General features: G+C 62.0%; 11 protein-coding genes. 9 read left to right on the top strand and 2 right to left on the bottom strand.

What is annotated here, in order from left to right:
* Window positions 1–69 precede the first annotated feature (69 nt).
* From CENDO_RS03935 to CENDO_RS03895, 9 genes are all read left to right on the top strand, one after another.
* Window positions 70–1,308 (top strand): MFS transporter, encoded by a 1,239-nt coding sequence (locus tag CENDO_RS03935; protein WP_136140881.1) that lies wholly within the window; start codon window positions 70–72, stop codon window positions 1,306–1,308.
* Between the two features lie 99 nt (window positions 1,309–1,407).
* Window positions 1,408–2,889 carry a bifunctional UDP-N-acetylglucosamine diphosphorylase/glucosamine-1-phosphate N-acetyltransferase GlmU gene (gene glmU, locus CENDO_RS03930; protein ID WP_136140880.1) on the top strand — a complete coding sequence of 494 codons (1,482 nt, stop codon included), beginning with the start codon at window positions 1,408–1,410 and terminating at the stop codon, window positions 2,887–2,889.
* Window positions 2,890–2,928: 39 nt separating this feature from the next.
* Window positions 2,929–3,924 (top strand): ribose-phosphate diphosphokinase, encoded by a 996-nt coding sequence (locus tag CENDO_RS03925; RefSeq protein ID WP_136140879.1) that lies wholly within the window; start codon window positions 2,929–2,931, stop codon window positions 3,922–3,924.
* A gap of 104 nt (window positions 3,925–4,028) precedes the next feature.
* A complete protein-coding gene (locus CENDO_RS03920; protein ID WP_136140878.1) occupies window positions 4,029–4,799 on the top strand; it encodes an SDR family NAD(P)-dependent oxidoreductase in 771 nt (256 codons plus the stop codon).
* A gap of 34 nt (window positions 4,800–4,833) precedes the next feature.
* Window positions 4,834–5,328, top strand: a complete 495-nt coding sequence (locus CENDO_RS03915) for a DNA alkylation repair protein (RefSeq protein ID WP_168707165.1) — start codon at window positions 4,834–4,836, stop codon at window positions 5,326–5,328.
* Window positions 5,329–5,611: 283 nt separating this feature from the next.
* Complete coding sequence (locus tag CENDO_RS03910; RefSeq protein WP_136140876.1) at window positions 5,612–6,277, top strand: 50S ribosomal protein L25/general stress protein Ctc; 666 nt, start codon at window positions 5,612–5,614, stop codon at window positions 6,275–6,277.
* Window positions 6,278–6,466: 189 nt separating this feature from the next.
* Window positions 6,467–7,474, top strand: coding sequence for an HNH endonuclease signature motif containing protein (locus CENDO_RS03905; protein WP_136140875.1), 1,008 nt, complete (start codon window positions 6,467–6,469; stop codon window positions 7,472–7,474).
* A gap of 50 nt (window positions 7,475–7,524) precedes the next feature.
* Window positions 7,525–8,082, top strand: coding sequence for an aminoacyl-tRNA hydrolase (gene pth, locus CENDO_RS03900; protein ID WP_210726566.1), 558 nt, complete (start codon window positions 7,525–7,527; stop codon window positions 8,080–8,082).
* A 50-nt stretch (window positions 8,083–8,132) separates the two neighbouring features.
* Window positions 8,133–9,047 (top strand): fumarylacetoacetate hydrolase family protein, encoded by a 915-nt coding sequence (locus CENDO_RS03895; RefSeq protein WP_136140873.1) that lies wholly within the window; start codon window positions 8,133–8,135, stop codon window positions 9,045–9,047.
* 106 nt (window positions 9,048–9,153) lie between these two features.
* On the opposite strand, the gene CENDO_RS03890 is transcribed toward CENDO_RS03895, so the two are convergent.
* On the bottom strand, window positions 9,154–10,608 hold the full coding sequence (locus tag CENDO_RS03890) for a glyceraldehyde-3-phosphate dehydrogenase (RefSeq protein ID WP_136140872.1): 1,455 nt from the start codon (window positions 10,606–10,608) through the stop codon (window positions 9,154–9,156).
* Between the two features lie 62 nt (window positions 10,609–10,670).
* Window positions 10,671–11,663 carry a nitronate monooxygenase gene (locus tag CENDO_RS03885; RefSeq protein ID WP_136140871.1) on the bottom strand — a complete coding sequence of 331 codons (993 nt, stop codon included), beginning with the start codon at window positions 11,661–11,663 and terminating at the stop codon, window positions 10,671–10,673.
* Window positions 11,664–11,768: the final 105 nt, after the last annotated feature.

Genomic DNA, 11,768 nt, shown 5'->3' with positions numbered 1-11,768 from the left:
CCTAGCGCAGCCACTCGTTCTTCCGCCCATTTTCCCTCCACCCAGGACGGGGCCCTATGCTTAATTCTTATGACACACCCGGAGGGCCAGGAAGGCCGCAACGAGGCCCGCAACGCAACCCGTTTCGCGTGGTCAAATGGCCTGCAAAATATTGGCGATCAGCTCGTCGCCGCCAAGACGGTACTCCCTTGGATCTTTCAGGCCGCCGGCGTTCCCGGATTCTTCACGGGTCTACTGGTTCCCATCCGCGAGGCCGGATCCATGTTGCCGCAGGCGGCGCTGAGCCCATGGGTGACCACGCACCGCTCCCGTAAGAAACTGTGGATCCTCGGCAGCATCGGCCAGGCCGCCAGCGCCCTGATCATTGCCCTGGCGGCCCTGTGTTTTACGGGCATCGGCTTGGGCGTAGTGGTCATCGCTGCCTTGAGCGCACTCTCCATCTTCCGGGCGCTATGTTCCATTGCCGGAAAAGACGTGCAGGGGCGCACCATCTCCAAGGGCCGGCGCGGCAAGGTAACCGGGCGCGCCACCCAAATCGGCGGTGCAACCACGCTTGCCGTGGGATTAGCGCTCTACTTCCTTGGAGACCTGCCGGGTTGGGGCCTCGCCGCCCTGCTGGGCTTAGGTTCGCTCGGTTGGCTGGCAGCCGCCCTGATTTTCTCCGGTATCTACGAACCCCACTCGGACGAGGAACCACGGGGCATGGATAGGTCCTGGTGGAAGGACACCTGGCACCTGTTCCACGACTACAAGGATTTTCGCTCCTTTGTCTTTGTGCGCTCGCTGCTTCTGGTATCCGCGCTTTCCACCTCCTTCATCGTGATGCTCGCGCAGGAAGCGGGCAGTGATGCGCTCTCCGGTCTCGCCGGTTTCATCGTGGCCTCTGGTCTGGCCAGCCTCGTCGGCGGGCGAGTATCCGGCCTGCTGGCTGATAAATCCTCGCGCTCGGTCATGGCGGGCGGAGCGGCGAGCGCCTCGGTCATCCTGGTGCTCATCGTCGCCGCGGCGGCGTGGTTGCCGCCAAGCTTGCTGGCGTGGATTATGCCGGCGGCGTTTTTCCTTGTAAACCTCGCCCACACCGCTATCCGCGTGGCGCGCAAAACCTACGTGGTGGACATGGCGGAGGGTGACCAGCGGACCCGTTTTGTCGGCGCGGCCAACACGCTCATGGGCGTGTTCCTGCTTGTTGCCGGCGGCATAAGCGCGTTGGTTGCGCTGGCTGGGACCTCCTTTGCCCTGCTACTGCTGGCCGCGATGGGCTTCGTGGGCGTCTGGCGCGCCCGGGGCCTCAAGGAGGTCTCTGCATAAGGCCCCTTATGGCCTATAAGATAAGTGGCCTAACGGCGCAGCGAAAGCGCCCGCATATTATCGATTCAACAATCCCAATTTTTAGGAGCTCATTTTCCCGTGGTAGCTACTAACCCGTGTGCCGTTGTGGTCCTCGCCGCCGGCGCAGGCACCCGCATGAAGTCCAGCAAGCAAAAGACACTGCATGACATTGGCGGCCGCCAGCTTGTAGGCCACGCCCTGCATGCCGCGGCTGGGATCAATCCGCAGCACATCGTCACTGTGGTGGGCCACCAGCGTGACCAGGTCTCCCCCGCCGTTGACGCCATCGCGGCGGAGCTCGGGCGCGAGGTTATTCAGGCGGTCCAGGAGGAGCAAAACGGCACCGGTCACGCGGTGCAGTGCGGGCTCGAGCCAATCCCATCTTTCGAGGGCACCGTATTGGTGACCAATGGCGATGTTCCGCTGCTGCGCGCCGAGACCATCCAGGCGCTGGCAGACGAGCACGTGGCCGCCGGCAATGCCGTGACCGTGTTGTCCATGAGGCTTGAGGACCCAACCGGGTATGGCCGGATTGTCCGCGATGAGGCCGGCTCGGTCACCGCCATTGTGGAGCAGAAGGACGCGCAGCCGCAGCAGCTTGAGATCGATGAGGTCAATTCCGGCGTCTTCGCGTTTGATGCTGCCGTATTGCGCGACGCGCTAACCAAGCTGGATTCAAACAATGCCCAGGGCGAGCTGTACATCACCGACGTCCTGGAAATCGCGCGCGAAGCCGGCCATGGCGTAGGCGCGCACCTCGCGACCGACGCCGCCGAATTGGCGGGCGTTAACGACCGCGTTCAGCTCGCCGACGCCGGCCGCGTGCTCAACCAGCGCACCGTCGAAGCCGCCATGCGCGGCGGCGCCACCATCGAGGACCCGGCCACCACCTGGATAGACGTGACCGTGCGGATCGGCCAGGACGTCACCATCCACCCCGGCACCCAGCTCAAGGGCACCACCGTGATCGCCGACGGCGCAGAAATCGGTCCGGATACCACGCTGACAAACATGGAGGTGGGTGAGGAAGCCACCGTCGTGCGCACCCACGGCTCTGATTCCTCCATCGGCGCCCGCGCCAACGTGGGACCGTTTACCTTCATCCGCCCCGGCACCATCCTGGCCGAAGAGGGCAAGCTGGGCGGCTTTGTCGAGGCGAAGAACGCGCAAATTGGCCGCGGCTCCAAGGTTCCGCACCTGACCTACATTGGCGATGCCACCGTGGGCGAATACTCCAATATCGGAGCTTCCTCCGTCTTCGTCAACTATGACGGGGTAAACAAACACCACACCACCATCGGCAGCCATGTGCGCACCGGTTCTGACACGATGTTCATTGCACCTGTCCAAATTGGTGACGGCGTATACTCCGGTGCGGGTACAGTTATCAAGGAGGATGTTCCTGCGGGCGCGCTCGTGGTCTCGGGCGGCAAGCAGCGCAACATCGAGGGCTGGGTTCAGCGCAAGCGCCCTGGTACCCCTGCGGCAGAAGCCGCGGAGGCGGCCCAGGCCCGTTCCATTGAAACTGGTTCCGGTTCTGAAGAATCTGACACCGTATAAAAGTCACACAGGATTGATAGGAAAGGCACTTAGACCCCTATGACTGGCAAGAAGATTAAGACCAAGGTCAAGAAGAAGCTCATGCTGTTTTCCGGCCGCGCTCACACCGAGCTGGCCGAGGCAGTAGCGAAGGAGCTCGGCACTGACTTGGTGCCTACCACCGCCCGCGACTTTGCGAATGGTGAAATCTTCATCCGCTTCGAAGAATCCGTACGTGGCTCGGACTGCTTTGTCATCCAGTCCCACACGCAGCCGCTGAACAAGTGGCTCATGGAGCAGCTCATCATGATTGATGCGCTCAAGCGCGGTTCCGCAAAGCGCATCACCGCTATCCTGCCGTTCTACCCATACGCGCGCCAGGATAAGAAGCACTCCGGCCGTGAGCCTATCTCCGCGCGCCTGATCGCTGACCTCCTCACCGCCGCCGGCGCTGACCGCATCGTCACCGTCGACCTCCACACCGATCAGATTCAGGGCTTCTTCGATGGTCCGGTGGACCACATGCACGCCATGCCAATCCTGGTGGACTACATCAAGGGCAAGTACTCCCTGGACAACCTGGCGGTGGTCTCCCCTGACGCCGGCCGCGTGAAGGTTGCCGAGAAATGGGCACACGAATTGGGTGACGCCCCGCTGGCGTTCGTCCACAAGACCCGCTCCACAGAGGTTGCTAACCAGACCGTGTCCAACCGAGTCGTTGGTGACGTAGAGGGCAAGGACTGCATCCTGTTGGATGACATGATTGATACCGGCGGCACCATCGCGGGCGCCGTGCGCGTGCTGAAGGAAGCCGGCGCCAAGTCCGTTGTCATTGCTTGTACCCACGGCGTGTTCTCCGACCCTGCCCGTGAGCGCCTGTCCGAGTGCGGTGCGGAGGAAGTTATCGCCACCGATACGCTGCCTCAGTCCACCGAGGGCTGGTCCAACCTGACCGTTCTTTCGATCGCTCCGCTGCTGGCCAAGACCATCCATGAGATCTTCGAGAATGGCTCCGTGACCACCCTTTTCGAGCCCCAAGAAGAGGCTCAGAAGTAGCCACAAACCCGGTTTGCGGTAATTCCTTCATAAATTCACTACCCTTGGGGGCGTACTCTTTCCTCAACTGACTTGAAACGTCAGAGAAAGGAACGCCGTCCCCAATGGGTAGGTTTTCTAGTTTTGACGGACGTGTGGCGCTGGTAACGGGCGCTGCATACGGAATTGGCGCCGCCACAGCAAAGGAGCTGGCAGCCTGTGGCGCCAAGGTTGTCGCGGGCGATAGTTCCGAACCCGAGCTGCAGTCCCTAGTCGCTGACATCCGCGAAGCCGGCGGCACCGCAGAAGCCTTTGTCATGGACCAGGCGTCCGAGGCGGACCAGCGCGAGGCCGTGAATTTCGCGGTGCGAGCCTTCGGCGGCCTGCACCTGGCGGTCAATTCCTCCGGTTATGGAAGCGAACCGCAGCGCTCCGGGGAATTCCACGTCTCCGATTGGGATCGCCAGATCGATCTCAATCTCAACTCCGTTGCGTATGCCATGCGCTACCAGCTCGAGCAGTTCATGGACCAGGAGCGCACGAGCCAATGCGCGATAGTCAATGTAGCTTCGGTCCACGGCTTCCTGGCCGCGCACGGCCACTCGGCGTACACCGCCGCCAAGCATGGTGTCATTGGCTTAACGCGCACCGCGGCGCTGGAATACGCCTCCAAGGGCATTCGCATCAACGCGGTGACCCCGGCCTATGTGCGCAACACGATGCTTGCCCGTGAGATGGACGATGAAGAAATCGGCAAGATCATCAACGCCCATCCCCTGGGTCGCCTGGGCAACCCGGAAGAGGTGGCATACTTGATCCGCTTCTTGCTTTCCTCCGACGCCTCCTACATCACCGGCGCCGCCCTACCCGTCGATGGCGGCTACACGGCCGGTTAATCCCGGGTCGCGCTCATCGATAGCGAGGCGAGCAATGATGACCGAACCCTGCGAAGACGGCTACTGCGCCCGCGCCCGGGCCGTAGAGGCGGTAGAGGAGGTTCTGGCGCCGCTGGCCGATGCGGACCAAGCCTTCGCCATGTCCGCCGCGGCGGGTCGCCGGTGTGAATTCCTGGGTATCCCGGTTAAAACCCGCCAGCGGGCCACCCGCGGAATCCTGGATCGCCGGCCGCTGGATCCGGATTTTGTGCGCGGCCTGTGGTCCCTGCCGGAAAGGGAGTTCAAGTATGTTGCGTGCGATCACTTGCTGCGCCAGCGCCGATTCCCAGCCGCGCTGCTGCCGCTGCTCGAGGAGCTCATCACTACCGAGCCGTGGTGGGACACCGTAGAGCAGCTGGCCCGGGTCGCCGCACGGTGCCTGCGCTACGACTCCGCCGCCGCCGAAACCATCAACGATTGGGCTACCGCCGGTGATATCTGGCTTCGCCGCGCAGCCTCCCTGTGTGGGTCGGGCCAAGGACTTCATTGAGGCCCCTGATCGGTCATGCGGTGGCCCCTCAAGGCGCTCTACCCGCGGTGCTTTTGCCTTCGAGGTTGCGGTAGTGGTAGATTATCACCGTCTCGGCGAGGGCGTTTTATACGCCGTTATCGACGCGATTGATTTCATGTAAGCAGCTTAAGCTTTCCAAGCCTGCGATGACTCGTCCAAGACGTCCATCGGCAGGCTTTTGTTGTATGTGCTGCACGTCTTCACGCGCATCGCGGCTCCACTGCCCCGCCGGTTAGAAATAAACTTGTAGAAGGAGACCACTATGGCTAGCAATCAGCCTGTCATCAAAGCAGATGCACGTAACGAATTCGGCAAGGGCGCTGCCCGCCGCGCACGCCGCGCCGGCAAGGTTCCTGGCGTAATCTACGGCCACGGCCACGACCCAATCCACTTCGCAGTGGACCGCCTGGAAATCACCGCCCTGGTCCGCAACCACGGCGTAAACGCTGTTCTGGAGCTCGAGATTGACGGCGAGCAGCACCTGACCATGGTTAAGCACATCGATCAGAACGTGCTGACCCTGGACATCGACCACATCGACCTCCTGACCATTAAGCGTGGCGAGAAGGTTGAGGTTGAGGTACCTGTAACCGTCACCGGCGAGCCAGCCCCAGGCCTGATGATCAACCAGGACGCTTACGAGCTGCTCGTTGAGGCAAACGTACTGTCCATCCCAGAAGAGCTGGTTGCCTCCGTTGAGGGCGCTGAGGACGGCACCGTGGTAACCGCCGCTGACGTTGAGCTGCCTGAGGGCACCACCTTGGTCGCAGACGGCGAGACCGTTGTTGCTACCGTTTCCGTTCCTGAGGTTGACGAAGAGCTCGAGGCTGCCGCTGAGGCTGCCGAAGAGGGCGGCGCCGAGGCCGGCGCTGAGTCTGAGGAAGAGGCTGAGGAGTCTGCTTCCGAGGAGTCCTCCGATAACGAGTAAATCTCGTTTCCTGCGCGGCCAAGCCGCCGCGTGAGCTTCCGCCCCCGCCCCGTGCACTCGATGCATGGGCGGGGGGCGGTTTCTCTGTTTTATTGCCTGAAATAGGGATCTACCTGTGCCTTAGCAGAGTTATCCACAGGCGGCTAAATATTCTTGCGCTTGGCCCGCCAGGCGATTTAGCGTAAAACCATGAGCTTGCAGACGTACCTTTCCTCCCTTGCCCACGGCATTCAGCTCGTGGCGCAGGTCTCCGGTGCGTCGAGACAGGACTTGATGGACTGGGGCGCCTCTCCCGCGCACGCGCAAGAACTCCTCGACCTTTATGCCGCGTATTTCGGTGACACCGCTTACACCCGCAAGCAGGAACGCGCCCGCCGCACCACCCATGATCTCCAGGTACTCATCCGGATCGAGCGCTTTGTCCGGCGCGTGAAGAAGTCTTTGGATAAATGGCGCCTGCGGGAGGAACTAGCCCTGCTACCCGCGTCTCGCGTCGACTCGGTCGCCCGTGAGCGCCTCAAGGCCCTAAAACCACCCAAGGCCCCAGTAGAGGGCGTGCGCATCCGCCGCGGTTCCACACATTGGCAGATGGTGCTTACAGGTCCATCCAAGCTGATAGGTGAGATGTACGAGGGCCAGGACGGCACCATTGAGACTTTTCATAAGCGCTATTTCGCCGGCCAATCCGCGCCGGAATACGCCATCAACGTGGTGGTTACCATAGATGATCTGGACGAAATTCTAGACGGTACCGGGGATGAGACGCTGCTTCGCTGCACCAACGGCCAGGTGCTCACCGGCGCCCAGCTCCTGCAGTCAAAGATCTCTGAGCGTGGCTACGCCGCACTGGTCCACCCGGTTCTCGGGCCCATCGACCTTGGCACCACGGAGCGCCTGGCCAATGGCAAACAGCGCAAGTTGGCCTGCATCGAAAACCCCGTTTGTGCCTGGCCGGGATGCCACTGCCCGGCGGACATGTCGCAGGTTCACCACATCATCGCCGCGAAGAATGGCGGCCCTACGTCCATGGCCAACCTGCTCATGCTTTGCCCATATCACAACGCGGTGAACGAGGATGACAAGGTCCGCAACCGCGGCCGGATGATTAAAGTCAACGGCAAATCCGCATGGTGTTCCCCTTATGGCGGCCCTCCGGTCAACACCCACCCCGGTTACCGCGCACCGCTGTTGGTTTAGAGACCACCCGGCACCGTGGCGGGAGGCCGGGATGTGGAACAATATGGAGCGTGAGTGAGACCCCCGTTCTTATTGTAGGTTTGGGCAATCCGGGCCCAAAGTATGTTGGCACGCGCCACAACGTTGGCTTCGAGGTCATCGATGAGTTGTTGACGCGTGTCTCCCCCATGCCCGCGTCTTTAAGCGTGCACAAAAAGACCAATACGGAAATCGTGGAGCTGCCCGCCGGCCGCCTGCTGGGGCGCAGGGCGATTGTGGCTAAACCCCGGTGTTTTATGAATCTTTCCGGCGGCGCCGTCAAGGCATTGGCGTCCTATTACGGAATAGAGCCTGGCGATGTGGTTGTCATTTATGATGATCTCGAGCTGGAATTCGGCCAGGTAAAACTGCGTTCCGGGGGCGGCGATCACGGCCACAATGGCCTACGTTCGATTACCAAGTCGCTGGGCACCAAGGACTATCAGCGCCTGGGCGTAGGGATTGGCCGCCCTCCGGGACGCCAGGACGTGGCATCGTTTGTCCTTAAACCGTTTGCCAAATCCGAGGTCGCCGACCTGCCCATCGTAGCCGCCGACGCCGCCGACCTCCTCGAGCAATCCCTCCGGTAATCCTTATTTTCCCGGCAATTCCCCCGGTGCGGCGACTAAGCTAGCTGAACATGAAACTAGCTACCCTAAGGACCCCCTACGGCACCACCACTGTCCGCGTTGACGGTGAGGGTTTTGGCACCGAACTGGACCACGAAGATGTTGGCGCCCTGCTGGCCAGCCCCGATTGGCGCAAGGCGGCCGAGATGTCCGGCGAACCCATCACCTTTAACCCGGCCAATCTGGCCCCTGTTATCCCCAACCCGGGGAAGATCATCTGCGTCGGCCTGAACTACGCTAAGCATATTCGGGAGATGGGGCACGAGGCACCGAACCAGCCGACGCTGTTCATCAAGTTCCCCGACGCGCTGACCGGCCCCTACGATGACGTTTATGTGCCGGACTACGCCACGTCAAAGCTGGACTACGAGGGCGAGCTCTGCGCGGTAATCGGCACCCGCGCCTACCAGGTCTCCAGCGATGAGGCCTTGGATTACGTGGCCGGCTACGCGGTCATGAATGACTATTCCATGCGTGACTTCCAGAAGGCCACCAGCCAGTTCCACGCCGGCAAGTCCTTCTACCGAACGGCGGGGTTTGGCCCGTGGCTCACGACTCCGGATGAATGGTCTCCGGGCCGGGGAGCCCGCATCCGCACCCAGGTCGACGGCGAAACACGCCAGGATGACAACACCGATGACCTGATTTTCTCCGTAGCCGAGCTGATTGAGTACTGCTCCCGGCTTTACCCGCTCAACCCCGGCGATGTCATCGTCACGGGCACGCCCGAGGGCGTTGCCGCGGGCATGAACCCGCCGCGTTTTATCGGAGACGGCCAGACCGTGCGCATTGAGATCGATGGACTGGGCCATCTCCAGGCAACTACCCACTACGGTCAACCGGACTCGGTGGATCATACAAATCTACTATCCAACGGCGGCTGCTGCGGTGGGGCATGTGGGTGTTCGGCCGAATCGCGACACTAGGGTGAGCGTCCGCGCCCCGCAGCTGCCCCACCCCTTTCGCTAAAACCGAAGCAACGCCGGCCCCGCGACGCGGGTCCGGCGTTAAAAGTGCACTAGGCGGCTAATCCTACAGAGATTCAGGGGAAACGCGGCGTGGAAGAACCACTGGGCGTGCGCCCGCGAGTTCTTCAACGATGCGGATTACCTGGTTGGAGTAACCAAACTCGTTGTCGTACCAGACGTAGAGCACGAGGTGCTTGCCGGAGGCGATGGTAGCAAGGCCGTCTACCACGCCCGCGTGGGTGGAGCCCACGAAGTCGGAGGAGACAACCTCTGGGGATGCAATGTAGGAGATCTGCTGGCGCAGGTCGGAGTGCAGGGATACGTCGCGCAGGAAGTTGTTAACCTCGTCGCGGTCCACTTCCTTCTCCAGCTCGAGGTTAAGCACAGCCATGGACACGTCCGGGGTAGGCACGCGGATGGCGTTACCGGTCAACTTGCCCTCGAACTCGGGCAGGGCCTTGGAGACGGCCTTAGCGGCGCCGGTCTCGGTAAGCACCATGTTCAGGCCCGCCGCGCGTCCACGGCGGTCACCCTTGTGGAAGTTATCGATCAGGTTCTGGTCATTGGTGAAGGAGTGCGCGGTTTCCACATGACCGTGAACCACGCCGTAGCGGTCATTGATGACCTTCAGCACGGGGGTAATACCGTTGGTGGTGCAGGAGGCAGCGGAGAGGATCTTATCCTCGGCGGCAATATCGCCATGGTTGATGCCGTAGACGATATTCTTCAGATCACCCTTGCCCGGCGCGGTCAGCAGCACGCGGGCAACGCCCTTGGACTGCAGGTGCTGTTCCAGGCCAGCTCGGTCGCGCCATACGCCCGTGTTGTCAACGACGATGGCGTTGTCAATGCCGTAGGCGGTGTAATCGATCTCGGCCGGGTTGCCGGCGTAGATCATCTGGATCTTGGAGCCGTTAGCCCAAATGATTTCCTTTTCCGGGTCCACATCGATGGTGCCGGCGAAGGCGCCGTGTACCGAATCGCGACGCAGCAGGGATGCGCGCTTGTAGATGTCATCCTCGCCCTTCTTGCGGACTACGATGCCGCGCAGGCGTACGCCACCATAGGTTGCCTCGCGGGCGATGAGGATGCGGGCCAGCAGGCGGCCGATGCGTCCAAAGCCGTAGAGAACAACGTCCACAGGCTCGCGGTCCTTGCCGGTGCCGATTACCTCCTCAAGCTCCTTTTCGAGGTAAGCCTTAAGGTCTGACTCGCCGGACTCCTCGAAACCCTGCACCAGGCGGCCCAGGTCGAGGGAAGCTGAACCCAGGTCGAGCTCAGTGAGAGCTTCCAGTACGGGGAGGGTATCTGCGGTGGAAAGCTGGGAGCCGGTGACGCGGCGGGCGTACTTGTTGGCCTTGATGATGTCAATGTCAGTGACGCCAACCAGCAGGCGGCCGAACACGGAAGTGACAACGTTCTTCTCATTGTGCAGCTGGTGGATGAGCGGGATCATCTTCTGGGCACGCTCGAGGCGCTCGTTCCAGTCAGCATGGCCAAGTTCAGGGTTCGCGGTCACAGAATCATTCCTTTGCGGTGAGGGGGTAAACCTTTACTTCCAACCCAACATTCTACCGGGGTTTAGTGCCCGCTACCGGAAAGTTGGGCAACCACCTCCGCCGCGCTACCCCCGCGGATGAGGTGCGGGTTAATCCCCACTAGGCAATAGGACACTTCCCGCTCGCCAGCGGCGCGACGTTCCGCCAGAATGGTGCTCAAATGGGGGTAGATGGGCGGCATGTCCGGGTGCGCTCGCGTGTAGGCGGTCTCCATACCGCGGGCGTAGCGGCCGGACAGTGCACGCGTAGATACTGTGGTTCCGCCTTCAGCAATCAAAGAGCGGTTCGCGTCCGATGTCCCCGCCTCCCCCGTGAGCAGGAACGCCGAGCCGCAGCTAACCGCACGCACGCCCGGCCACCCGAGGGCACCGTCCACATCCTCAGCGCTGCGCAGCCCTCCGGCGGCGACGAGTGTGGCACTAGGCACGGCTTCGTGCACGGCGCCGACCAGAGCTGGCAAAGGCCGGGGGTCGGGCTCGGCGGTAAAGTCCCACGTGCCGCGATGCCCACCGGCCTCGGGCCCTTGAACGCACAGCACGTCTGCCCCGCGGGCGTGGGCCTCGCATGCTTCGGCTTCGTTAGTGACCGTCACCCATGCTTCTTTGCCCGCCGAGTGCAGCTTTTCTATTTCCATAGGGCTAAAGCAGCCGAACATGGACCACACCATGCGGGCCGTGGAGCCCAGAGCTAGCTCAAATTTTTCCTGCCACCCGAACGTGTAATCCACGGCCGCGAGCCCGCGCCCCGGTTCACGTCCTGCTTCCTCCGCGATTGCCCGCGCCGCGGCCATTTCCGCCCCGCTGAGGCGGCGCTGCGGGTAGAACAGGTTGATGCCGTAGGCGCCGTTGATGGAGCGAAGATGTTCGGCCGCTTCCCGGGCCTGGATTGTCCCCCACGCCAATGCGCTGATGCAGCCGGCCGCCGCTGCGGCCTTAACTAGCGCCACGGTGGTGGGCCCACCCGCCATGGGCGCTACGACGATGGGGACTGGCAAGGTGTCAATGACTTGGCTCATGGCCCACACCATACCCACGCTATGGCAGACTGTGACGGGTGAATAAAGTTATCAATTTCCTTACTAGCCTCTTTGGCCGCGGCCAGCGCTCCCCCGGCACTAGCC

Source organism: Corynebacterium endometrii (assembly GCF_004795735.1).
In the GTDB taxonomy this organism is placed as follows: domain Bacteria; phylum Actinomycetota; class Actinomycetes; order Mycobacteriales; family Mycobacteriaceae; genus Corynebacterium; species Corynebacterium endometrii.
Note: the sequence above shows the minus strand (reverse complement) of the source record. Positions and strands in the feature narration are given on the sequence as shown.

Coding starts and splice junctions, on each gene's coding strand:
- CENDO_RS03935 (WP_136140881.1), top strand. CDS start 70: ATGACACACCCGGAGGGCCAGGAAGGCCGCAACGAGGCCCGCAACGCA.
- CENDO_RS03925 (WP_136140879.1), top strand. CDS start 2,929: ATGACTGGCAAGAAGATTAAGACCAAGGTCAAGAAGAAGCTCATGCTG.
- CENDO_RS03920 (WP_136140878.1), top strand. CDS start 4,029: ATGGGTAGGTTTTCTAGTTTTGACGGACGTGTGGCGCTGGTAACGGGC.
- CENDO_RS03915 (WP_168707165.1), top strand. CDS start 4,834: ATGATGACCGAACCCTGCGAAGACGGCTACTGCGCCCGCGCCCGGGCC.
- CENDO_RS03910 (WP_136140876.1), top strand. CDS start 5,612: ATGGCTAGCAATCAGCCTGTCATCAAAGCAGATGCACGTAACGAATTC.
- CENDO_RS03905 (WP_136140875.1), top strand. CDS start 6,467: ATGAGCTTGCAGACGTACCTTTCCTCCCTTGCCCACGGCATTCAGCTC.
- CENDO_RS03895 (WP_136140873.1), top strand. CDS start 8,133: ATGAAACTAGCTACCCTAAGGACCCCCTACGGCACCACCACTGTCCGC.
- CENDO_RS03885 (WP_136140871.1), bottom strand. CDS start 11,663: ATGAGCCAAGTCATTGACACCTTGCCAGTCCCCATCGTCGTAGCGCCC.